The following is a 21,397-nucleotide window of genomic DNA, read 5'->3' on the forward strand; positions in this document are numbered from 1 at the left end:
CTCAATAGTCGCTCAACTGTTCCCGCCATCGCCTGCGGGAGTGAGGACGCAGGTGACCCAGAACGAGTCGAACCTCCTGGTCGAGGTGAGCACGGACTACTACCTCGACGGCAAGTCGAAGGTAGAGATCGCCCGGGACCGCGGCATCTCCCGGTTCCAGGTGGCCCGCCTGCTCGCACAGGCGCGCGACCAGGGCGTGGTCCGGATCGAGATCACGCCGCCGCGGGTCGACGGCGAGCGGGGTGCCCGGCTCGCCGCCCGGCTCGGCGTGGGCGAGATCCTGATCGCGGCCAGCGGCGAGGACACCAGGGCCACCCGCGAGAACGTCGCCGTCGAGCTCGCCCGCGCGGCGCGCGCGCACATCACCGAGGGCGCGACGGTCGGCGTCTCCTGGTCGCGCACCGTGGAAGCAGCGGTGCGGCACATCGGACAGCTCCCGCAGTGCGACGTCGTCCAGCTGGTCGGGGCCCTGCCCGTCGAGGGCAGCGGCAACTCCCTGGCGCTGATCAACACCTTCGAGCAGATGCCTGGCGTGCGCACCTGGCCGGTCTGGTCGCCGCTCCTCGTGGCCGACGCCGCCACCGCAGCGGGCATGCGCCGCCAGCCGGAGATCGCGGACGCGCTGGCCCGGGCCGACCACCTGGACGTCGCGGTCGTCGCCGTCGGGCACTGGTCCGAGCGCACCTCCACGGTGTTCCCGCAGATCAGCACCGAGGAGCAGCAGGCAGCCACCGAGGCGGGCGCCATCGCAGAGTGCTCGGGCCGCCTGTTCGACTCCGAGGGCCGCCCCGTCCGGACGAGCCTCGACGAGCGGGTGGTGGGCGTGACCCTCGAGCAGCTCGCCGCGACGCCCCAGGTCATCGTCATCGGCTACGGCGCCGCCGTCGCGCCGGGCCTGGTAGCAGCGGTGCACGGCGGCGTCGCCAACACCCTGGTGGTGGACGACACGGCGGCAACCGCCCTGGAAACCCTCCTCCCCGACTGACCCCTTGGCTGTGGGCGTGATCGTTGCGCCTAAAACGGACGCGTAGTCGCAACGATCACGCCCACAGCAAAGGGGTCAGGAGCGGGCTACCAGGGCCTCTACCGTGGCCTCGGCGCCCTTGGCGTGCAGCGAGGCGAGCGCGGCCGCGTACGCGGCGGTGAACCGCTCGTCGTCGACCAGGTCGCCGAACACCTCGCGGTCACGCAGGAACGCCAGCGGGTCGGTGCGCTGCGCGAGCGCCGCCCGGTGCAGCCGGTCCGCGAGGCGGTCGACGATCTCGATGGGCTCGCCGGCCTCGTCGACGCCCTCGTCGTAGCGGGCCCAGGAGGCGACCACGAGCGCAGCGTGCTCGATCGGCCCGCCGTTCGCGAGGTGGTGCCGGACCACGGGCAGCAGCCACTTCGGGATGCGGTCCGACGACTCGGCGCACAGCCGCGCGAGGGTGTCGGCCACGTGCGGGTTCGCGAACCGCTCGATCAGCGTGCGCTTGTACAGGTCCAGGTCGATACCGGGCACGGGCTCCAGCGTCAGCGTGCCCTCCGTGTCCATGTACCCGCGCAGGAACCGGGCGAACACGTCCCGGCCGGCCACCTCGTGCGCGTACCGGTAGCCGGCAAGGTAGCCCACGTAGCACAGGGCCTGGTGGCTCGCGTTGAGCAGGCGCAGCTTCATCAGCTCGTAGGGCTCGACGTCGGCCACCACCTGCACGCCGGCGTCCTCGAACGGGGGCCGGCCGGTGGGAAAGCTGTCCTCCAGCGCCCACTGCTCGAACGGCTCGGCCACCACGGGCCAGGCGTCGTCGATGCCGAAGCGTGTCGCCACCATCGCACGGTCGGCGTCCGTGGTGACGGGCGTGATCCGGTCGACCATGGAGCTCGGGAACGCGACGTCGCCCTCGATCCAGCTCGCGAGCTCCGCGTCCTTGGCCCGGGCGAACGTGGTGAACGCGCGCCGCGCCACCTCGCCGTTGCCCTGGATGTTGTCGCAGCTCATCACGGTGAACGGCGGCACGCCCCTGTCCCTCCGCCGGCGCAGGGCCTCGGTGACCAGCCCGAACGTCGTCGCAGGGACGGCGCCGTCGGCCAGGTCCGCGGCGACCGCCGGGTTGTCCAGGTCGAACTCGCCCGTGACGTGGTGGATGTTGTACCCGCCCTCGGTGACCGTGAGCGACACGATGCGCACCTCGGGCGACGCCATCTTCTCGAGCACCGCCTCCGGGTCGTCGGGCGCCAGCAGGTACTCCTTGATCGACCCGATCACGCGCGCCTCCAGGCGCCCGTCCGGGTGCTTGAGGACCATGGTGTAGAGGCCGTCCTGCGCGGCCAGCGCATCGCGCATCCGTGCGTCGCCGGGAAGCACGCCGACGCCGCAGATCGCCCAGTCCGTCGCCTTGCCCGCCGCCATCAGCCGGTCGAGGTACATGGCCTGGTGCGCCCGGTGGAAGCCGCCCACCCCCAGGTGGACGATCCCGGTGGTGAGCCGGGTGCGGTCGTAGGTGGGCACCGCCAGCTCCGCACCGGCCGGCGCGGACGCCACCAGGCTGCCCACGGTCGCATCGTCGAGTGCCGTCATCGTGCTCCTCCGCTGCCCTTCAGACTCCGTTGATCCAGTCGTCAGATTAACAGATGAGCGTAGGTGCAGTCACAGATGAGCGCGGGCCGGGCTCGGCGAGACCGCCGCCGCGTACCGCCGCGACAGCTCCGCCAGGTGGTCGACCAGCCCTTGCGGCTCCCGCACCGTGAAGTCGAGCCCCAGCATGCCGATCCACACCGCCACCGTCTCGAGACTGTCCCCGCCGGTGACCAGCACGCACGTGCCGTCGTCGCGCGGCTCGACGGTGCCGACGGCCGGGTTGATCCGGGCGAGCACCTCTGCGGCCGGTGCGTGCACGAGGATCCGGGCGTGCACCGCCCAGCCGGTCCGCGCCACCTCGCGGACCACGAACTCGGTGAGGTCGAAGGGCGGGTCGCCGGGCGCGAACCGCCGTCCGCCCGGAGTGCGCAGCTCCAGCCAGTCCACGCGGAACGGCTGCCACCGGCCCGAGCCGACGTCCCGCCCCACGAGGTACCAGCGGCGCTGCCAGGCGACGAGCCGGACCGGCTCCACCTCCCGCGGCTCCTCGCGGTACCAGCAGCGCAGCCCCTGGTGGTCGCGGATCGCGGCGGCCAGCTCGGTGAGCAGCGCCGGGTCGACGGCGGGGTCCTCGACGTTGCTGTCCGTGTTCACCGGCCCGGTGCTCGTGGCGTCGCGCAGCGCGGCGACCTGCCGGCGCAGCCGGTCGGGCAGCACCTGCTCCAGCTTGCCGAGCGCGCGGGCGCTGCTCTCCTCGATCCCGCCGACGGCGGTCGCGGTCCGCAGCCCGACCGCCACGGCCACCGCCTCCTCGTCGTCGAGCAGGAGCGGGGGCAGCTTGCCGCCCACGCCGAGGCGGTAACGGCCGCCGGGCCCGCGGACGGCGTCGACCGGGTAGCCGAGGTCACGTAGGCGCGCGACGTCGTTGCGCACAGTGCGGCCGGTGACGTCCAGCCGGGCCGCGAGCTCGGCGCCGGACCATTCCGAACGGGACTGCAGCAGCCCGAGGAGTGCGAGCAGGCGCCCTGCCGTCGTGGTCATGGTGGCTCCTCGTGCCGCTGAGAACTCCTCGAACACAAGCCAGAATAGAGGAAAGAACCGTTCCTGAACCCGCCATAGTGTCGGAGACATGGAGACCACGAGCACCACCCCAGAGCCCACCACCACCGAGATCCGGCCGTTCCGTATCGACATCCCGCAGGCCGACCTGGACGACCTGGCCGACCGCCTCGCCCGCACCCGCTTCGCCCCGCCCGCGCCCGGCGACTCCTGGGAGTACGGCACCCCCGAGTCCTATCTGCGCAACGCCGTCGAGCACTGGCGCACCACGTTCGACTGGCGGGCCGTCGAGGAGCGCGCCAACGCGTTCCCGCAGTACCTGACCGAGATCGACGGTCAGACCGTGCACTTCCTGCACGTCCGCTCGGCCGAGCCGGGCGCGCGCGCCCTGGTCCTGACCCACACCTACCCTGGCTCGTTCCTCGACTTCCTCGACCTGATCGAGCCGCTCACCGATCCCGTGGCCCACGGTGGCCGCGCGGAGGACGCCTTCCACGTCGTCATCCCGTCGATCCCGGGGTTCGGCTTCAGCACCCCGCTCAGCGAACCGGCGGACGGCGGGGCCTGGACCATGGCCCGCGTCGCCGGCACCTGGGACACGCTGATGCGCCGGCTGGGCTACGAGTCCTACGGCACGCACGGCAGCGACGCAGGCACCCTGATCGGCCGGGAGCTCGCGGTGCTGGACCCCGATGGCTTCCTCGGCGCCCACCTGTTGCAGCTCTTCTCGTTCCCCTCGGGAGCGGAGGGCGAGATGGACGGGTTCGGTCCCAAGGAGTTCGCGGCACTGGCGCACATGCAGTGGTTCCAGAGCGTGGGCGGGTACAACGCGATGAACGCCTCCCGCCCACAGACGGTGGCGGCGGGGCTCAGCGACTCGCCGGTCGGCCAGCTCGCCTACAGCGAGCTGTTCGAGAACTTCGGCAACGGCACGAGCCTGGTCTCCCTCGACCAGGTGCTCGCCCAGGTGAGCCTCTACTGGCTCACCAACACGGCGGCCACTGCGGTGCGCTACCACTACACCGAGCAGCGCACCGGCGCCGAGCCCGTGGTGAGCACGGGCCGGATCGGGGTCGCCGTCTTCGCCGACGACTTCCAGACCATCCGGTCGCTGGCCGAGCGCGACAATGCGCGCATCGAGCACTGGGCCGAGTACCCGAAGGGCGGCCACTTCGCGGCCATGGAGGTGCCGGAGCTGGTGGTCCAGGACCTGCGCGCCTTCTTCGCCGGGCGCTGAGATCCGCCGGGCACTGACGTCCGCCGGGCACTGAGAGAGGCGCTTCCCCGCTGGTCGGGCTCGCCGAGATCCAGGTCTCGACGAGTCCGGCCAGCGGGGAAGCGCCTCGTCAGGCGGTACCAGCCGGCAGTCCGGTGGTGCCAGGTGTCAGTGGTCCTCGTCCTCGTGCTCACCCTCGTGCTCGTGGGTGTGGGGCTCGTTGCCCGAGACGCCGTTGAGCTCGTTGGGCGTGACGCCCAGGTCGGCCGACTTCCACACCTCGCCGGACTCGACGTCGACCGCGTGGATCGAGTCGGTCGCCGGGTCGGTGACGTACACGGAGCCGTCCAGGGCGAGGATCGCGGGCCGCGGCTCCTGCCACTCGACCGGCTCCTCCCACTCGTCGATCACCGGGATCGACTTCGTCAGCTTCGCCGACTCGGGGTCGATCACGTGCACCTGGCCGTCCGTGCCCAGCACCAGCGCCTCGCCGTCGTCGCCGCGCGCGAGCGACCGGAAGGTGTACGACGACGGCAGCTCGACCAGGTCGAGCTCTCCGTTCCGCGTGTCGATCAGCGAGACCTGCGTGGGCCGCTCCAGCTCGGCGTCCTTGTCCGTCTTGTAGTCGCCCAGCACGACCGGCGACGCCTCGGTGCCGGCCTGGTTGCCGATGCGGCCGTAGCTGTCCGGCGCGTCCACCTTGGTGATCTTGCCGTCCGTGTAGAGCAGCGCACCGTCCTGGCAGCCGATCAGCACCGCCTCGTCGGCGGCGACCGCCTCACCGTGCACGCCGGGGCAGTCGTCGGACGCGGCGATCTCCTCGCCGTCGCCGTCGAGCACCCGGATGCCGTTGGCGCCCTCCTCCGTGCCCTCCGAGACGACGAGCGTGTCGTCGGTCAGCTCGACCGCCACCCCGTGGTGGGCCGACGGCGTCGTGTACTCCCGGGCGGCGGCGTCGGCGTCGGCCACGTGCTCCGAGTCGACCACGCGGACCAGGCCGGTGCCGTCGTCGAACAGCGCCGTGCGCCCCTCGTGGACCACGACGTGGCCGGGCTTCGCCGCCTCGTAGGCCACGTCCGTGAGCGTCGGCTCGGCGGTCCAGTAGTGCGCGTGGTCACCGTGCGCCTCGGCCCAGGTGCCCAGGTCGAGGGCGCGGAACTCCCCTGCCGTCGAGACCATCAGGTGACGCTCGTCACCGGCGGGGTTGAGGCGGTTGAAGCCCTCCAGCTCGATGTCGCCGACCGGCTCGAGGCTCATCGCGTCCAGGACGAGCACACCGCCCTGGTAGGTGACGGCGACGCGCGGCGTGCGCGCCTGGGCCTCGGTGGCGTCGGGCGCTTCGTGGTCGTCGGCCCCTGCCGAGGCGGACTCCGAGGCAGCGCCCGACGCGGCCCCGTCCTCTGCCGCACAAGCAGTCAGCAGGAGCAGGGAGAGTGCTGCGCCGAGGCCTGCCGCGGCGCGCGTGGTGTGGTTTCTCATCGTTTGGTCGGGCGGCCTGGTCACAGCCGCCCGCTCCTTCCTTCTAGAATGACAATCATTCTCGCTACCGAGGTAGAGTGAACCAGAGATGAGAATGATTCTCAAACATGGCCGACGACGCCGCGTGCGCCGACCGCTCCGAAGGGTCAGCGATCGAGCCGCACCGCCGTGTCGTGCCGGGCCAGGAACTCCACGATCCGGGCCATGACCTCGTCCGGGACCTGTCCACGCACGCCGTGCCCTGTCCCGGGGTAGACCTCGACCTCGGCGCTCGGCAGACGCTCGGCGAGGCGCCGCCGCGCCGCCACCGGGTCCGAGACCACCGACGCACCGCCGTAGATCGCCAGCAGCGGCGGGGCGAACGACTCCAGCTCGGCGTCCTTGAGCGGCCGCGCCCAGCCGGCCGCGATCCGGTACCCCTGGCTCGCCTTGGCGGTCGCACGCTCGACGTCGGTCATGGTGACGCCGGGCGTGAGCCACTCGGCCATCTTTCGCCAGCCCTCGTCGGTCGTGTTCCCGCCGAACCGGATCACCTTCAGCAGGGCGCGCCACGGCGTCCTCGCAATCACCCCGTTGGGCTCGATCAGGGAGACGCTCGCCACCCGGTCAGCCGCGTGCAGGCCCGCCAGCGTCGCGTGCCAGGCGCCCGACGACTCCCCCCAGCACATGAGCCCGGTCCAGCCCCAACCCGTCCAGCACCTCCGCGAACCAGGTGCCGTAGTCGGCGTCCCGGGTCAGCGGGGCGGTCTGCACGCTGCGCCCCGCCGCCCCGATCGTGTCGAGCGCGTAGACGGTGCGATCCCGTGCCAGGTCCTCGACCACGGAGTGCCAGTGCAGGCTGCTGCCGAGCACACCGGCCAGCAGCACGAGCGGCACGCCGCCACCTGAGCCGAACCGGCGCACGTGCGTGGACCCGAACGAGGTCGGGACGTCGGCCAGCACCGCAGGTGCCGGCCAGAGCTCCGCCATCGCGTCGTAGGTGCGCAGGTATGCCTCCCGCGCCTCGTCGCTCTTGAACCGTCCGATCCGGGCCATCGCGCCACCTCCGTTGTCTTGGTGGTACGAACATATCATTTATTATGGTTCGGACGTACCATGAAGACGGCCCGGACGGGTCGCGCACACGAGAGAGCGGGACCGCATGCCGAAGCTGGCCGACCACGATCAGCGGCGAACGCAGATCACGAGCGCCGCACGCCGGGTCATCGCCAGGGACGGCCTGGCAGCTGCCACCTTCCAGTCCGTCGCGGCCGAGGCCGGCATCTCGGTGCGGCTGGTGCAGTACTACTTCGGCACCAAGCGGAAGTTCCTGCTCGCCACCCACGAGGCGGTGGTTGCCGATGCCGGCGCGCGGTTCACCCGTCGCCTCAGCACCCTCGGCACCGAGCCCGCCCCCCGCGAGGTGATCCGCGCGATCCTCACGGAGCTGCTCCCGGCGGACGCCGACCGGCGGCGGGACACCATCGTCCTCAACACGTTCCACGCCGCGGCGCTCACCAGCCCCGACGTCGGCGCGGAGGACACGCTCGGCGCGCCGCGCTTCCTCGCCCGGGCCATCGCAGAGCAGCTGCGGCGGGCCCGCGGGGACGTGGCGCCGTCCGCCGGGCGCGCGGCCGAGCTGGACGCCGAGCTGATCGTGGCCGGCGCCAGCGGGCTGGCCCAGACGCTCCTCGTCGACGACGGCTCGGTGGAGCGCGTGGACGAGCTGCTCGACCGGCTCCTCGACCGGATGGTCGGGGACCCGGTCGAGGCGCCGTCAGCCCAGGCTTGAGTAGGCGACGACGAACGCCATCGCGACGACCGCCGTGCCGCCGGTCGCGAGCACGACCGGCAGCGTGCCACGGATCCGGCGCACGAGCAGGCCGACCAGCAGCGCGAGGCCGGCTACGCCGATCACCGACCAGTAGACGGGGCTGGTCGTCTCCCGCACGAACGTGAGCCCGTAGACGCCCTCGCCGACACCGATGCCCGCGAGGATCGCCACGCCGAGGGCCGCCCGGACGCCGGTCGCGCGCAGCCACGACGCGGCGATCCCGACGAGCGGGCCGGCCGCGAGACCCACGGCGGAGAAGAAGAGCGGGTCGTACCAGAGCCCCCGCAGCTGCGACGCGACCGCATAGCCGAGCACGAGCAGGACGAAGCTGACGGCGCCCAGCAGGGCGGCAGGCGCCGTGCGCGCCCGCGACCAGAAGACGAGCAGAGCGGTCAGCACCGTCCAGCCGCTGGCCGAGTTCGCGAAGGAGCTGAGCTCGCTGGGCAGGGATCCCTGCGCCCAGGAGGTCGCCCCGCCGAGCAGGACACTCAGGAGCACCACGGCCCCGAGGCGGATGGCCCGGAGGAAGGTGCCCGACGGGGCGGGCGACGTCTGGGTGCTCGGTGCCGTGATCATGCCAGGAACCTAACGAGCCGGCGCCTCCCGGGGCATCGGCCCCTGGTCGGACCGCGTCATCCCCAGGGTGGACTCAGCACCCGCAGATCAGGTAGGTCCGATGCGGCCACCGAGGCTAACGTCGTGGACATGGCCGTGCTCAGGGACGTCGTCTTCGACTGCCATCACCCCGCATCGCTGGCCCGGTTCTGGGCAGAGGTGCTGGACGGCTACACCGTGGCGCCCTACGACGACGAGGAGCTGGCCCGGCTGCGCGCCATGGGCGTCCACGACGTCGAGGACGACCCCTCCGTGCTGGTGGAGGCGCCGGGCCGCGTCCCTCGCTACTTCTTCAACCGGGTGCCCGAGCCGAAGACGGTGAAGAACCGCGTGCACCTCGACGTGCACGCAGCCGACCGGGACGCCGAGGTGGCCCGGCTGGTCGCTGCGGGTGCGAGCGAGGTCGGCCGGCACGAGAGCTGGGTGGTTCTGGCCGACCCTGAGGGCAACGAGTTCTGCGTGTTCCCAGCCTGAGGACCTGTCACCACCGTCAGCGGCTCACGGGCCGGCCGTCCCGCCGCTGACCGGCTGCCGGAGGATCGTCCGCTGCTTCTCGGGTGCGACCCGGCGGAGGTCGCTGAGGTAGATCTCGTGATGCCTGCCGACCATCCGGAGCCCGTTGCCGGGGATGAACTCGTCATGCATCCGCGCGAGCACGTCAGCCTCGTCGTCGAACGTGCCGACGTGCAGCGTCTGCACGCAGCGCCCTTCGGAGAGCGGCTCGAGGCGGACGTCGTCGAGCCGTGCCGGGCTGCTCTTCGCCCGGACCTGGTCGATGGCGGCGCCGAACAGGTCCTGGTCGATCCAGTCCGGCTGCATGATCATCAGGGTCCAGCTCCACCGCGACTTGTCCCGCGCGGCGGTGAACGAGTCCATGTCCTCCGCCCACCACTGCCCCTCCAGCGGCATGACGACGGCGTCGCGGCCGAGCTCCCGCTTGCCGGCGAACTTGAGGGTGTACGCCAGCGGGTAGAGCGTCTCGACCGCCTCGGTGAAGACGGGCGAGGTGTTCGGGTCCCCGTGCCCGTCGATCATCAGGTACTGCAGGTCGGGCACGTCGAGGATCCGGAACTGGCCGCGCTTGGCGTGGTAGGAGTCGAGGCTCTTCTTGAAGTCGGCCTTGTCAGACATTCGTCACCTGGGCCCGCCCGGCGAGCCACGACCCTCCCGTCAGCCCGCAGCTGCATGTTGCGCAGGAGCATAAGCCCGCTGCACCCGACCGCACACGCCATCCTCTGCGCGCCACGCCATCTTCCCCCGGACAGCCGGTCGAACCGCGGAAGATGGCATGGCACGCGCAAGATGGCATGGTGCGGCGACGACTCCAGGCCCGGCCGCAGTCGATGCCGTCACAAAGCAATGAGCCGGGACATCTATCAACGATGTCCCGACTCATCACCTCGGTGGAGCTGGGGGGACTCGAACCCCCGACCCCCTGCATGCCATGCAGGTGCGCTACCAGCTGCGCCACAGCCCCGAAACGTCCGCCCATCAGGGCGAGCGCCGCCAGTCTAGACCGATTCGGCCCGCTGGACCAAAGCGGGCCGCCGCCCGCCGGACGCTGCCCGCCAGGGCGGACGTTCCCAGCGTCACACCGCCGTGATGAGGCTCCCGGTGGCGGCACGTGCGCGCTCGAGCCGGCTCGCGACGTCGGACCAGTTCGCGAGGTTCCAGAACGCCTTGACGTAGTCCGCCTTGACGTTGAGGTAGTCCAGGTAGAACGCGTGCTCCCACATGTCGAGCATCAGCAGCGGGGTGACGCCCAGCGGCACGTTCGCCTGCTGGTCGAACAGCTGGAACACCAGCAGGCGCTGGCCGATGCTGTCCCAGCCGAGCACCGCCCAGCCGGATCCCTGGATGCCGGTGGCCACGGCGCCGAAGTGCGCCTTGAACGCCGCGAAGCCGCCGAACTGGTCGGCGATCGCCGCCGCGAGCTCTCCGTCCGGCTCGCCGCCGCCGTCGGGCGAGAGGTTGTGCCAGAAGACCGTGTGGTTGGTGTGCCCGCCCAGGTTGAACGCGAGGTTCTTCTCGTGCAGGTTCACCGCGGCGAGGTCGCCGCTCTCCCGGGCTGCGGCCAGCGCGTCGAGCGCGGCATTGGCGCCCGCCACGTAGGTGGCGTGGTGCTTGTCGTGGTGCAGCTCCATGATGCGCCCGCTGATGTGCGGCTCGAGCGCCGCGTAGTCGTAGGGCAGTTCAGGCAGGGTGTAGACGGGCATTGGTCGTCCTCTCATCGCTTGCTACCGACGCTAGAACCTCAACCACAGTTGAGGTCAACGAACGTCACGAGGCGAGACGGTGATCGTCGACACAGTGCTCGGCGGGCCCCTGCTCGCCGGGCTCTCGCTCGCCGACGCGGCGTTCATGGATCCTTAGCCCACGCTCCCCCGGCAGCACCTCGACTCGCAACTTCCGGTCGCGCCCGTAGTCGCCGTCGGCCAGCGCGCGGTACGGGATCCGCACCTCGGCGTCCAGGCCGGCGATCCGATCGCGCAGCCGCTGGATCTCCTGGTCAGCCCGGTCCTCCCAGCCCGGCCGGTCGACGCCGGACACCAGGTGCGGCCGCAGCGGCTCCATGCCCGCGTACCAGGCGGTCCCGTGCAGGAACGGGAAGAACAGCTCCTCGAGGTCGCCGTTCAGACCGCGCGGCTCGAACGACTCGGCCCGGTCCCCCGCCGTGATGACCGCCAGCACCCTCCGCCCGACGAGGCCGCCGTCGCCGTACTTGCGCGGCAGGCCCGCATCGTCCTGGAGGCCGAACGCGAACCCGTTGACGAACACCCGGTCGAACCAGCCCTTGAGCATGGCGGGCATGCCGTGCCACCACATCGGGAAGAGCAGCACCACCAGGTCGGCCCGGCATACCTTGTCCTGCTCGGCGACGATCTCGGGCGCGAGCGTCCCGGTCTCGTACGCGCGCTTCGACCGTGCCGAGACGGTCTCACCCGTGTCCGCGACGTCGCCGTAGTCCTCCAGGCGGACCGCGGGGTCCCAGCCCATGGCGTAGAGGTCGGACGCCTCTACGGAGTAGCCGGATTCCTCCAGCGCGGAGCGGGTCACGCAGGCCAGCTCCGCGACCAGCGAGCGCGGGCTGGGGTGAGCGGTGACGACCAGCGCATGCATGTGCTTCTCCTTCGACGTCGAGCAGTACACGTTTTACGCTAGAAACCTGGTACGCATACCACAAGTACGCACATCGATGACACATACTGTCGGTTTGGATACTATGGAGCCATGACGACCGGCACCGAGACCCTGCGCTCCCCCGTCCAGCGGGCCATGGAGGTCTGCCCTGTCGAGGTGTCGATGGCCGTGCTCGGCGGCGCCTGGAAGCTCAGCGCCGTCAAGTACCTGCTCGAGCGCACCCACCGTTTCGGCGAGCTCCAGCGTCGCCTCGGCACGGTGACGCCGCGCACCCTGACGCGTGTGCTCCGCGACCTCGAGGCGGACGGCATCGTCGTCCGCACCGTCTACGCGGAGGTTCCGCCCCGTGTGGAGTACTCCCTCACGGACCTCGGCAGGTCCCTCGACCAGGTGGTCGGGTGGCTCAACGCCTGGGGCGACGCGTACCCGCGACCCGTGGACTGAGGCCTGAACCGGGGACCGGGTCAGGCTCCGGCAGGGCGGTCACAGCGGTACACGACGTGCTGCCCGTCGTCGAGCGGGTTGTCCGGCTCCATGTGCCCGACGGCGATGCGGGTGAAGCCCGCCGAGCGGAGCGCGCCCCACGACGCGACGTTGCTCGCCGACACGGGGACGATGATCGCCGGGGCATCCACGTGGTCCCGCCAGCACACCGCGGTGAACTCCTGGATCAGCCGGCTGCCGAGGCCGCGACCGACCATGGCCGGCTCGCCGATGAAGTAGTCGATGGTCAGCGCGCCCGGTGGCACGTCGACGAGCTCGACGAGCTCCGTGAAGCCGTCCGGGTAGTCGTGGATCCGGCAGCGCTGCACGAGCCCGGCAGCCTTGCCGCCGTACTCGACGACGAAGTCCTCCGACGGCTCGGTACCGTCGACGCTGCCCGCGAAGTCGCGCTCGATCGCCGCGTCGCTCGTGTCATGAGCCCAGTACCGAGCGACGTGCTCGTGCCGGAGCCACGCCTGGATCTGCCGGAGGTCGCCGCGCTCCGTCCGGCGGAACCCGAGCTCGTGGTCGCCTGCCCGTCCGTCCAGCACGGGGCGAGCGTACCGCCCGGAGCGCCCGCCGCGCCGTAGCTCAGTCGGCGCCCTCTGCCAGCGCCCGGGCCTCGGCCACCTGGATCTCGGCGGCCTGTCGCTGATACTCCGCGATGAGGGCCACCTCCTCGGTGGAGTAGCCGGCGTTGAGCTCGTCGAGGCGGCCCATCATGCCGACGAAGTGCTGGCCGATCCGCGCAGCACCCTCGTCCGTTGCGACGATCGCGACCTTCCGCCCGTCGCTGGGATGCGGCTCACGGACGATGAACCCCTTGGCCTCCAACCGGTCCAGCACGTCGCTGACCGAGTTCTTCGCCATCCCCGCGTACTCGGCCAGGTCACCGACCGACGGGCTGCTGTACCTGCGGACAAGCTCCAGCAGCTTTTCCTCCGTCACGCCGAGCCCCACCCGCCGAGAGAGGTTCGTGTGGAACAGGATCATCGCCGTGCTCAGGCGCCGACCCGAGTCGGCAAGAGCCCCGAGCGCCTCGGCCCGGGCGGGATCCTCGTGCGTTGACCAGCTCATGGCACAACGCTACTCTGGCATTTCGTTCGTTCGTGCGAACGAACTTATGAGAGGAGTGGAACGCCATGAGAGTTCTCGTTGTCGGCGGCGGCATCGCCGGATCGGCACTCGCCCTCGCACTGCACCGGGCAGGCCTGGACGACGTCGTCGTCGCGGAGTCACGTCCCAGCTTCGACGACGCCGGAGGTGCGTTCCTGACCCTGGCCCCGAACGGCGTGAACGCCCTCGACGCGATCGGCCACGGAGACGTCCCCGAGGCGGCCGGCGGGTTCGAGCTGTCCGGGATCGACTTCCACAACGCACGCGGGCGCAAGATCGCCGAGCTGGCCGGTGACGACGACCTGGCGCGCTACGGCGCACGCAGCGTCGTGCTCCGGCGCGCCCGCCTGCACGGGGAGCTCGCCCGCCGCGCGCAGCAGACCGGCACGCCCTTCCTGTTCGGTGCCCACCTCGGCGCGGTCCACGAGCACCCGGACGGGGTGGAGGCGGTGTTCACCGACGGACGCACCATCAGAGCCGACGCCATCGTCGGCGCCGACGGCGTCTGGTCGGCCGTCCGGCGGCTCACCTGGCCGGACGCGGCCACGCCCGCCTACACCGGCATCGTGGACTGTGGTGGCTGGGCGACGGTCGACCTGCCCGACAGCGCGCGCCAGCAGATGCACTTCGGCCACCGAGCGTTCTTCGGCCATGCTGTCAAGGACTTGGTCGCCTACTGGTTCACCAACGTTCCGCGAGCCGACGAGCCGGCGAGGGCGGAGCTCGACGGCCTCGACCAGCCTTCCTGGATGGCCACGATCCGGAAGCTGCACGCCCAAGACCCCGCCCCGGTCCGGGCGGTCCTGGACGCCGCCGACGCGTCCGTGGGGGCCTGGCCGATCTACGACCTGCCGGAGCTCGCGACGTGGTCGACCCGCACCACGTGCCTCATCGGTGACGCAGCACACGCGGTCAGCCCGTCCAGTGGGCAGGGCGCGAGCCTCGCCATCGAGGACGCCGCCGTCCTGGCCGGCCTCTTGCGCGACGCCCCCACCCCCGCGGCCGCCTTCGAGGGCTTCGTCCGCGAGCGCAAGTCCCACGCCGAGAAGGTGGTGCGCTTCGGGCGCCAGATCGGCGACCGCAAGGTGGCGTCGACGACCAGAAGTCTCTTCCGGGACCTCACCCTCGGCTTCTTCCTGCGTATGGGTGCGAAGGCCGCCGCCGAACAGTACGGCTACCGCGTCCCCGCACTGCCGGACCGCCCGCACCCGGCACGCTCGGAGGCGGAAGGTGCCTGAGCCCACCACCCTCCGCCGTACATGGCGAACCATCCACGTGCTTCTCGTCGTCGTGTCGCTGCTCCATCTCGCACTCGTCTGCGCTCAGCCCGTCCTCGCCGGATGGAGTCTTGACGGTGCCGGTGTCGCCATCGACCTGCACGGCACCAATGCGTCGATCCTCCTCACCGTCTCGCTGCTCCTGATCCCCCTCGGAGTCCTGTGGTGGCACAGAGACCGGCGCACCGTCTGGGCGCCGTGGCTGGCGACGTCCCTGTTCGTCGCAGAGTTCTTCCAGCTCCAGGTGGGCTACTCCGGCATCTTCGTGGCCCACCTTCCCCTCGGGGTCGCCATCGTCATCGGGTCTCTGGCCCTCGTGGTCATGGTGCTCCGACGGCCCTCGTCCGAGCCGGGCCGACGGCAGCCGACCGCCACATGACCGCCCACGACGAGACGAGGTCTCGCATGAACCCGCACCGGCTCGACCGCCGCGACTTTCTCCGGCTCGCTGCCCTCGGCATCGGCACGGGCGCCACCATGACGCTCACCGGATGCGACGCCCTGGATCCCCGTGGAGCGATCAGCACCGTCGGCCGCGTCGACTTCCGGAACCGGCTCCACGTACCGCCGCTGGCCGAGCCGGTCCGCCGTGACGGCGTCACGGTCTTCGACCTGACCGCCCAGGTGGGGCGGTCGGCCATCGTGCCGGGCGGCGACGCGGAGACGTGGGGCCTGAACGGGGCGCTTCTCGGGCCGACGCTGCGCGCTCGACGTGGTGAGTCCGTCCAGATCGACGTGACGAACGAGCTCGACGAGGCCACCACCCTGCACTGGCACGGCATGCACCTGCCTGCCGCGGCCGACGGCGGCCCGCACCAGATGATCGAGCCAGGTGAGACGTGGTCGCCGCGCTGGCGGATCGACCAGCCCGCCGCGACGCTCTGGTACCACCCCCACCCGCACGGCGCGACGGAACGGCACGTCTACCGCGGCCTCGGTGGGCTGTTCATCCTCGACGACGACACCGAGTCCGCGCTCCCCCTGCCCCGTCGCTACGGCATCGACGACATCCCCGTGATCGTGCAGGACAAGTCCTTCGACCGGCGAGGCCGCCTCGTCGACACCTCCCGCCGGGACAACGGCATGATCGGGGACACCGTCCTGGTCAACGGCACCGCGGGCCCGATCCTCGAGGTCACGTCCCAGCTGACCCGGCTCAGGCTGCTGAACGCCTCGACGGCGCGCAGCTACTCCTTCGGTTTCTCCGACGACCGGGAGTTCTCCATGATCGCCAGTGACGGCGGACTCCTCCGGGAACCCGTCGCGCTGAAGCGTGTGCGGCTCACTCCCGGCGAGCGTGCCGAGATCGTGGTCCGGATGGACCCAGGCGAAACGACGACCCTGCGCTCGTACCCCCAGGACCTCGGCCTCTCGAACGGCCGCAGCCGCAGCACCGGCGCCGCCGACACGCTCGACGTCCTGCTGCTGGACGCTGCCGGACGTCTCGACCCGTCGGCAGCCCTGCCGGCGCGGCTCGCGACCATCGCCCCCTTCGACGAGGCTTCCGTCGCCGAGACCCGGGAGTTCGAGCTGCGCAACAACCGGATCAACCGCGAGTCGATGGACATGAACCGGATCGACGACGTCGTCACCGTCGACACGACCGAGCTCTGGGAAGTGTGGAACGGCCACCGCCAGCCGCACAACTTTCACGTCCACGACGTCCAGTTCCAGGTCCTCGCCGTCGACGGCAGCCCGCCGCCACCGGAGCTGTCCGGCTGGAAGGACACCGTCTACCTGCCGCCGGACGTCCGGCTGAGGCTGGGCCTGCGGTTCACGCGCTACGCCGACCCCGACGTTCCGTACATGTATCACTGCCACCTGCTCTGGCACGAGGACCAGGGCATGATGGGGCAGTTCGTCGTCGTCGAGCCGAGCCAGGAGCCCGGGGACCTCGGCGTGCAGCACAGCCATTGACCGCCGGCGGCCCGACCCGGGTCAGCCGGCCTGCGGCACCGGCGTCTGCTGGTAGAGCGCGAGCCTCCACGCATCGCCCTGACGGGTGTAGACGCTCGACATCAGGGCCACGAACGCCGGCTCGTCGCCGTCCCGGTAGGCACGGCCCGTGTAGACAAGGATCGCGTCGCGGGGGCCGAGCCGGATCAGCCGCTCATCGGTGATCTCGTACGTCCGCCAGGGCGGTGCGGCGTCGAGGGAGGCCATGACCGCCGGCCGGTCGAAGACCACGCCGTTGGCAAGGACCATGACTCCGTCCTCGGTCATGACCGACCCGTAGAAGTCCGCACCCGTGCTGTCGCACAGGGACTTCCACCCCTGGTGCTCAAGGTCCAGCAGCTCGTTGACGTCCACGGCTTCACTCCCCTCACCCGCTGTGGACGATAGGCACGACGGCTCGCGCCGGTCAACCGCCGGATCAGCGTGAACCGCCGGGTCAGCCAGGACCCGCGAACGCGGTGGACCGGCCCGAGCTGCTGGACCAGGGTCTGATCAGTCCTGGATGAGTGCGATGACGTTGCCCGCGGGGTCGGCGATCCAGCCGATCGTCGGCCCCTTGCTCGGGTCGGTGCTTCGCGAGACGCCGCGCTCGTCCTGGTCGAACTCGGGGTACCGGATCAGGCTCACCCCCGCCGACTCCAGCTCCGTCACCGCCTCGTCGATGTTGGGTACGACCAGGTTGAGCACGGTGTACGACGCCGGCGCGTGCGCGTCCCCCGTGGGGTAGACGAACACCGACGCGCCTTCGGCGAGGTCGATGTCGAGACCACCCATGGCGTTCTCACGCGCGGGCAGGCCGAGGGTGTCGCGATAGAAGTGGAGTGCGGCGTCGGCGTCGTCCACCGAGAAGCCGCTGAAGCTGCGGAGCGTGGTGACCATCGTGGGTTCCTTCCGTCGGAGCGGTTTCCAGGGCCGACTCCCGTACGCACCGGAAATCATCGGCTCGCGCCGCCACCCGCCGCTTCCTCGGCATAGCGCGCGCCGGCGGCGAGCGACTCGACCGAGTAGGTCACGTGTCCCACCGCCGCGCGGCCGTCGACGGCCGCGACGACAGCAGCGACCGTCGCGGTGTCGAAGCCGCCGCACAGCTCGATCAGGCTCACCCCCTCACGGACGAGGTCGGCAGCGATCTCCGCAGCATCCGACGCCGTGGGCACCGGAATCAGCTCCGTGTCCTGACCGCCTCCACCGAGACGGTGCCGGTCCCTGACCGGGTCGCTGCCCGGGTGCTCGTAGACGAACGCCCAATGTGCCATCGGGTCCCCTCTCGTCGGAGACTCCCATCGTGGAGAGGGTGCGCCCCCTGCGCAAGCGCCGCACGGCGGGGGCGTCCACCCGCTCGGCCGGCACATCGGCCCGGACCGCACCTGCCGGCGCAACGACGAACGGGAGCCCAGCCGATGGCCGAACTCCCGCAACAACTGGTCCCTCTATGACAATGACGCGAGACATCTGTGAACGATGTCCCGCGTCATCACATCGGTGGAGCTGGGGGGACTCGAACCCCCGACCCCCTGCATGCCATGCAGGTGCGCTACCAGCTGCGCCACAGCCCCGAATTGGTCTCCCCCAACCATCTCCAGCTGGGCGAGCGTCGTTAGTCTATGCAGACCGACGCCAGGGACCAAATCAAAACCCCGAGGGTTCCGTCACTGCCGTGCTTCCGGCCCGGACTGCCAGGTGTCGAGCGGGTAGCCCGCCCCCACGTTGTGCGCGACGAGCCGCCACTCCGGCGTCGCGCCCGGCCCGGACGCACGCAGGTGCGACCAGTGCACGTTGTGCAGGCCGTGCAGCCCACGCCACGTCGCCGGGTCGAGCCCCAGCAGCCGGATGACCGCCTGCGTGATCGCCGACCCGTGCGACACCACGACGAGCGTCTCCCCCGCACTCAGCGCTTCGGCGTGCCGCAGCACCGCCTCCTCCATGCGCCGGGCGACGACGTCCTTCGGCTCGACGCCCTCGGCCGGGGGCTCGCCGCCGCTCCGCCAGACCGCGTGCTCCTCCGGCCAGCGCTCGGCGATCTCGGTGTCGGTCAGGCCCTCCCAGATGCCGAACGAGCGCTCACGGAGCCCGGCGTCGGTGACGACCTCCAGGCCGACGTGCCGGGCGTAGGCGACGGCCGTGTCCCGCGCTCGCTGCAGGTCGCTGGCCACCACGAGGGACCCCTTGTGCGATGCCGCGAGCGCCGTGGCGCCCTGCTCCGCCTGCCAGCGTCCGACCTCGTCGAGGGGAATGTCGATCTGGCCCTGCAGGCGCAGCCCCGCGTTGTATGCCGTGCGCGCGTGGCGCAGCAGCACGATCGTGCCCGCCGTCACCGGCGCGTGTCCCCGGCCAGGTGGATCGCGCCGTCGTCGGGGTCGCTGTACTCGCCGGTGTCGCCGCCGCCCCGCGCGTCCTCGGGGAGCTGGATCGCCGGGCAGTCCTTCCAGAGCCGCTCGAGCGCGTAGTACGTGCGGTCCTCGGCGTGCTGCACGTGCACGACGACGTCGCCGAAGTCGATCAGCACCCAGCGGGCCTCGGACTTGCCCTCGCGCCGGATGGGCTTGACGCCCTCCTTGAAGAGCGACTCCTCGACGGCGTCGACGATCGCCGAGACCTGTCGTTCGCTGGCGCCGGACGCGATGAGGAACACGTCGGTCAGCACCAGCTGCTCGCTCACGTCGAGCGCGATGATCTCCTGCGCCTTGACGCTGCTCGCGGCGCGTGCCGCAAGGATTGCAAGCTCTGTAGCCCGGTCTGTCGCGGTCATGCCGCACCACCTCCTATGAAGCCGGGCAACCCGCCCGGCAGTGTGCCCAGCAGCGCGGCGGCCTGGTCCGTCTCGAACCCGGCGCTGTCGCCCTCGAGCACGAGCTTCCAGATCAGGAGGCCCAGCACGAACGCGACGACCACCAGGATGATGTAGTGCAGCCAGGTGTACTGCGGGCCCTCGTCCTCCTCCTCGTCCCACTCCTCGTCCGCATCACGGCGGGACGAGCGGGACGGGGCGGCGGGACCGGGGCCGAACTGGCCACCGGGACCCGGCTGCTGTGCCCCCGGACCGCCCATCTGGCCGCCACCGGGTCCGCCCGCACCGGGGCGCCCGGGAAACGGAGAAGCAGGAGCCGCGGGGCCACCGCCCGGCGGGAGCGACTGCGGAGCCCCCTGTGCGCCTGCCTCCCAGGGGAGGGCGGGGGCAGGGGCGCCACCCGACAGCCCGCTGGGCGGACCACCGGCCGGCTGCCCTGGTCCACCCGGTCGCTGCTGGCCGAGCCCGGCCGGCGCACCGGGCGCAGCGGGGGCGCCGGACCGGGTACCGAACGGTGACGGCGGACCCGACGGCGCCTGTGTCGGCGCGGGCGGGGCTGCATTCCACTGCGAGGTCTGGCCGGGATCGCCGGGCCGGCCGGGTGCACCCGGACCGCCAGGCATGCCGGGACCGGGGCCCTGCGGAGCACCCTGTCCACCGAACCGCCCGGGCCGGCCCTGCTGGGGGGCCGGCGGCACCGGGGCCGGGGACTGACGGGAACCGAACGGGCTGGGCGGGCCACCCTGCGGGCCCTGGCCGCTCTGCGGGCCGGGAGCTTGCTGGCCCGGTCCGCCCGGGCCGGGGCCCTGTTGTCCGGGCGCACCAGGACCGGGCGCACCAGGACCAGGCGCACCGGGACCAGGCACACGACCACCAGGGCCGGACGGCGGGGCACCGCGGCCGGCCGGACCGGACGGGGCGGCGCCGGGCCGACCCTGCCCGGGCCCAGCAGGGCCGGGGCCACCGGAGCCGTACGGCGGCGGGGGGTTGCCGCCAGGCTGCTGCACGGGCGTCAGGCGACCGGTGGCGTCCACCCCACGCGAGCCACCCGTCGCCTGCGGGGGCCGAGCGACCGGCGGGTTCTGCGGCGACCAGCCGCCCTCGGGTGCGGGCGCGGGCGCGCCACGGTGCGGAGGCTGCTGCCCGCCCTGCGGCGGGTAGGCGCCAGAACCACCGCTACCGGCACCGCCGGCGGCGGCCGCAGCGGCAGCCTCACGCTCGCGGATCTCGCGGCGCGTCATGGGACGACCCTTGTTGTCACTCATCGTGAAGACCTCGATACAGTCCGTGCTTGGCGATGTACTGGACCACGCCGTCAGGCACCAGATACCAGACCGGCAACCCCTCCTCGGCCCGACGACGACAGTCGGTCGAGGAGATAGCTAGCGCAGGAACCTCGAGCGTCGTCACACCGTCCCGAGGCAGCCCGTCCACGGAGAGCATGTGCCCTGGCCGTGTGACAGCGACGAAGTGTGCCATGTCCCAGAGCTTCTCGGCATCCTTCCACCGAAGAATCTGCTGGATGGCATCCGCACCCGAGATGAAATAGAGGTCCGCCTCCGGGCGCTGGTCGCGCAGATCCCGGAGGGTGTCCACCGTGTAGGTGAGGCCAGCTCGGTCGATGTCGACGCGGCTCACCGTGAAGCGCGGGTTCGACGCCGTGGCGATCACCGTCATGAGATAGCGGTGCTCCGCGGGGGTGACCCGTTGCTTCTGCTTGAAACCCGGCCTGCCGGTGGGGACAAAGACGACTTCGTCCAGCCCCAGGTGGGCAACCGCCTCGCTCGCGGCAACGAGGTGTCCGTGGTGGATGGGATCGAACGTGCCGCCCATCACCCCGATGCGCGGCCTGGTCCCAGTGGGGGCACTCATACGGTGGGTGCGCTCATCTGGTCGT

The 21,397-nt window shown here is 71.4% G+C and carries 26 protein-coding genes and 2 tRNA genes; 8 read left to right on the plus strand and 20 right to left on the minus strand.

Annotated elements, in window-relative coordinates; translation table 11 throughout:
- Nucleotides 1-52 precede the first annotated feature (52 nt).
- Nucleotides 53-985, plus strand: a complete 933-nt coding sequence (locus tag ACFS27_RS04445; RefSeq protein WP_377180639.1) for a sugar-binding transcriptional regulator — start codon at nt 53-55, stop codon at nt 983-985.
- A 75-nt stretch (nt 986-1,060) separates the two neighbouring features.
- On the opposite strand, the gene ACFS27_RS04450 is transcribed toward ACFS27_RS04445, so the two are convergent.
- Both ACFS27_RS04450 and ACFS27_RS04455 read right to left on the minus strand, forming a co-directional pair.
- Nucleotides 1,061-2,557, minus strand: a complete 1,497-nt coding sequence (locus ACFS27_RS04450; protein ID WP_377180640.1) for a mannitol dehydrogenase family protein — start codon at nt 2,555-2,557, stop codon at nt 1,061-1,063.
- A gap of 69 nt (nt 2,558-2,626) precedes the next feature.
- Nucleotides 2,627-3,598 (minus strand): helix-turn-helix transcriptional regulator, encoded by a 972-nt coding sequence (locus ACFS27_RS04455; protein WP_377180641.1) that lies wholly within the window; start codon nt 3,596-3,598, stop codon nt 2,627-2,629.
- An 88-nt stretch (nt 3,599-3,686) separates the two neighbouring features.
- Between ACFS27_RS04455 and ACFS27_RS04460 the strand changes: the two genes are divergently transcribed.
- Nucleotides 3,687-4,853, plus strand: coding sequence for an epoxide hydrolase family protein (locus tag ACFS27_RS04460; RefSeq protein WP_377180642.1), 1,167 nt, complete (start codon nt 3,687-3,689; stop codon nt 4,851-4,853).
- Between the two features lie 147 nt (nt 4,854-5,000).
- On the opposite strand, the gene aztD is transcribed toward ACFS27_RS04460, so the two are convergent.
- The 3 genes from aztD to ACFS27_RS04475 all read right to left on the minus strand — a co-directional run bounded on the left by aztD (nt 5,001) and on the right by ACFS27_RS04475 (nt 7,346).
- Nucleotides 5,001-6,311, minus strand: a complete 1,311-nt coding sequence (gene aztD / locus ACFS27_RS04465) for a zinc metallochaperone AztD (RefSeq protein WP_377180643.1) — start codon at nt 6,309-6,311, stop codon at nt 5,001-5,003.
- A gap of 146 nt (nt 6,312-6,457) precedes the next feature.
- Nucleotides 6,458-6,979 (minus strand): alpha/beta fold hydrolase, encoded by a 522-nt coding sequence (locus ACFS27_RS04470; RefSeq protein ID WP_377180644.1) that lies wholly within the window; start codon nt 6,977-6,979, stop codon nt 6,458-6,460.
- On the minus strand, nt 6,918-7,346 hold the full coding sequence (locus ACFS27_RS04475; RefSeq protein WP_377180645.1) for an alpha/beta fold hydrolase: 429 nt from the start codon (nt 7,344-7,346) through the stop codon (nt 6,918-6,920). The genes ACFS27_RS04470 and ACFS27_RS04475 overlap by 62 nt, the downstream gene beginning before the upstream one ends.
- Before the next feature lie 106 nt (nt 7,347-7,452).
- Between ACFS27_RS04475 and ACFS27_RS04480 the strand changes: the two genes are divergently transcribed.
- Nucleotides 7,453-8,082, plus strand: a complete 630-nt coding sequence (locus tag ACFS27_RS04480) for a TetR/AcrR family transcriptional regulator (protein ID WP_377180646.1) — start codon at nt 7,453-7,455, stop codon at nt 8,080-8,082.
- Here the strand turns inward: ACFS27_RS04480 and ACFS27_RS04485 are convergent.
- Nucleotides 8,068-8,700, minus strand: a complete 633-nt coding sequence (locus tag ACFS27_RS04485; protein WP_377180647.1) for a DUF6518 family protein — start codon at nt 8,698-8,700, stop codon at nt 8,068-8,070. The genes ACFS27_RS04480 and ACFS27_RS04485 overlap by 15 nt on opposite strands.
- A 129-nt stretch (nt 8,701-8,829) precedes the next feature.
- Between ACFS27_RS04485 and ACFS27_RS04490 the strand changes: the two genes are divergently transcribed.
- Nucleotides 8,830-9,213 (plus strand): VOC family protein, encoded by a 384-nt coding sequence (locus tag ACFS27_RS04490; RefSeq protein WP_377180648.1) that lies wholly within the window; start codon nt 8,830-8,832, stop codon nt 9,211-9,213.
- A gap of 24 nt (nt 9,214-9,237) precedes the next feature.
- Here the strand turns inward: ACFS27_RS04490 and ACFS27_RS04495 are convergent, their stop codons facing one another.
- From ACFS27_RS04495 to ACFS27_RS04510, 4 genes are all read right to left on the minus strand, one after another.
- Nucleotides 9,238-9,870, minus strand: a complete 633-nt coding sequence (locus ACFS27_RS04495; protein ID WP_377180649.1) for a GyrI-like domain-containing protein — start codon at nt 9,868-9,870, stop codon at nt 9,238-9,240.
- 273 nt (nt 9,871-10,143) lie between these two features.
- Nucleotides 10,144-10,216: transfer RNA gene (locus ACFS27_RS04500), tRNA-Ala, on the minus strand.
- A gap of 112 nt (nt 10,217-10,328) precedes the next feature.
- Nucleotides 10,329-10,955 carry a superoxide dismutase gene (locus ACFS27_RS04505; protein ID WP_377180650.1) on the minus strand — a complete coding sequence of 209 codons (627 nt, stop codon included), beginning with the start codon at nt 10,953-10,955 and terminating at the stop codon, nt 10,329-10,331.
- A gap of 64 nt (nt 10,956-11,019) precedes the next feature.
- Nucleotides 11,020-11,859, minus strand: a complete 840-nt coding sequence (locus tag ACFS27_RS04510; RefSeq protein ID WP_377180651.1) for an NAD(P)H-dependent oxidoreductase — start codon at nt 11,857-11,859, stop codon at nt 11,020-11,022.
- Between the two features lie 111 nt (nt 11,860-11,970).
- Here ACFS27_RS04510 and ACFS27_RS04515 point away from each other — a divergent pair, with 111 nt between their 5' ends.
- Nucleotides 11,971-12,324: a winged helix-turn-helix transcriptional regulator gene (locus tag ACFS27_RS04515; RefSeq protein ID WP_377180652.1), complete on the plus strand. Its 354-nt coding sequence runs from the start codon at nt 11,971-11,973 to the stop codon at nt 12,322-12,324.
- 20 nt (nt 12,325-12,344) lie between these two features.
- Here ACFS27_RS04515 and ACFS27_RS04520 read toward each other — a convergent pair whose 3' ends face one another.
- Both ACFS27_RS04520 and ACFS27_RS04525 read right to left on the minus strand, forming a co-directional pair.
- Nucleotides 12,345-12,914 (minus strand): GNAT family N-acetyltransferase, encoded by a 570-nt coding sequence (locus ACFS27_RS04520; RefSeq protein WP_377180653.1) that lies wholly within the window; start codon nt 12,912-12,914, stop codon nt 12,345-12,347.
- Between the two features lie 40 nt (nt 12,915-12,954).
- A complete protein-coding gene (locus ACFS27_RS04525) occupies nt 12,955-13,440 on the minus strand; it encodes a MarR family winged helix-turn-helix transcriptional regulator (protein ID WP_377180655.1) in 486 nt (161 codons plus the stop codon).
- A gap of 65 nt (nt 13,441-13,505) precedes the next feature.
- Here ACFS27_RS04525 and ACFS27_RS04530 point away from each other — a divergent pair, with 65 nt between their 5' ends.
- From ACFS27_RS04530 to ACFS27_RS04540, 3 genes are read left to right on the plus strand one after another with little or no spacing between them, the layout of a single operon-like run.
- A complete protein-coding gene (locus ACFS27_RS04530) occupies nt 13,506-14,717 on the plus strand; it encodes an FAD-dependent oxidoreductase (RefSeq protein WP_377180656.1) in 1,212 nt (403 codons plus the stop codon).
- Entirely contained in the window at nt 14,710-15,135 is a 426-nt protein-coding gene (locus ACFS27_RS04535) for a hypothetical protein (RefSeq protein ID WP_377180657.1), read from the plus strand. Before ACFS27_RS04530 ends, ACFS27_RS04535 begins: the two co-directional genes overlap by 8 nt.
- Nucleotides 15,136-15,161: 26 nt before the next feature.
- Nucleotides 15,162-16,673, plus strand: a complete 1,512-nt coding sequence (locus ACFS27_RS04540) for a multicopper oxidase family protein (protein WP_377180658.1) — start codon at nt 15,162-15,164, stop codon at nt 16,671-16,673.
- Nucleotides 16,674-16,694: 21 nt separating this feature from the next.
- Here ACFS27_RS04540 and ACFS27_RS04545 read toward each other — a convergent pair whose 3' ends face one another.
- The 8 genes from ACFS27_RS04545 to nadD form a co-directional block, all read right to left on the minus strand.
- Entirely contained in the window at nt 16,695-17,066 is a 372-nt protein-coding gene (locus ACFS27_RS04545; RefSeq protein ID WP_377180659.1) for a nuclear transport factor 2 family protein, read from the minus strand.
- 138 nt (nt 17,067-17,204) lie between these two features.
- Nucleotides 17,205-17,591, minus strand: coding sequence for a VOC family protein (locus ACFS27_RS04550; protein WP_377180660.1), 387 nt, complete (start codon nt 17,589-17,591; stop codon nt 17,205-17,207).
- 56 nt (nt 17,592-17,647) lie between these two features.
- On the minus strand, nt 17,648-17,968 hold the full coding sequence (locus ACFS27_RS04555; protein ID WP_377180661.1) for a DUF6506 family protein: 321 nt from the start codon (nt 17,966-17,968) through the stop codon (nt 17,648-17,650).
- A gap of 227 nt (nt 17,969-18,195) precedes the next feature.
- Nucleotides 18,196-18,268: transfer RNA gene (locus tag ACFS27_RS04560), tRNA-Ala, on the minus strand.
- Nucleotides 18,269-18,361: 93 nt separating this feature from the next.
- Nucleotides 18,362-19,027 carry a histidine phosphatase family protein gene (locus ACFS27_RS04565; RefSeq protein WP_377180662.1) on the minus strand — a complete coding sequence of 222 codons (666 nt, stop codon included), beginning with the start codon at nt 19,025-19,027 and terminating at the stop codon, nt 18,362-18,364.
- A complete protein-coding gene (rsfS, locus tag ACFS27_RS04570; protein WP_377180663.1) occupies nt 19,024-19,461 on the minus strand; it encodes a ribosome silencing factor in 438 nt (145 codons plus the stop codon). Before rsfS ends, ACFS27_RS04565 begins: the two co-directional genes overlap by 4 nt.
- The gene (locus ACFS27_RS04575) at nt 19,458-20,765 is read right to left on the minus strand and encodes a hypothetical protein (protein ID WP_377180664.1); all 1,308 of its coding nucleotides are present in this window, start codon (nt 20,763-20,765) and stop codon (nt 19,458-19,460) included. The genes rsfS and ACFS27_RS04575 overlap by 4 nt, the downstream gene beginning before the upstream one ends.
- Nucleotides 20,758-21,372 carry a nicotinate-nucleotide adenylyltransferase gene (gene nadD / locus ACFS27_RS04580; protein WP_357462598.1) on the minus strand — a complete coding sequence of 205 codons (615 nt, stop codon included), beginning with the start codon at nt 21,370-21,372 and terminating at the stop codon, nt 20,758-20,760. The genes ACFS27_RS04575 and nadD overlap by 8 nt, the downstream gene beginning before the upstream one ends.
- Nucleotides 21,373-21,397: the final 25 nt, after the last annotated feature.

Source organism: Promicromonospora vindobonensis, from assembly GCF_042685865.1.
Lineage (GTDB): Bacteria > Actinomycetota > Actinomycetes > Actinomycetales > Cellulomonadaceae > Promicromonospora > Promicromonospora vindobonensis.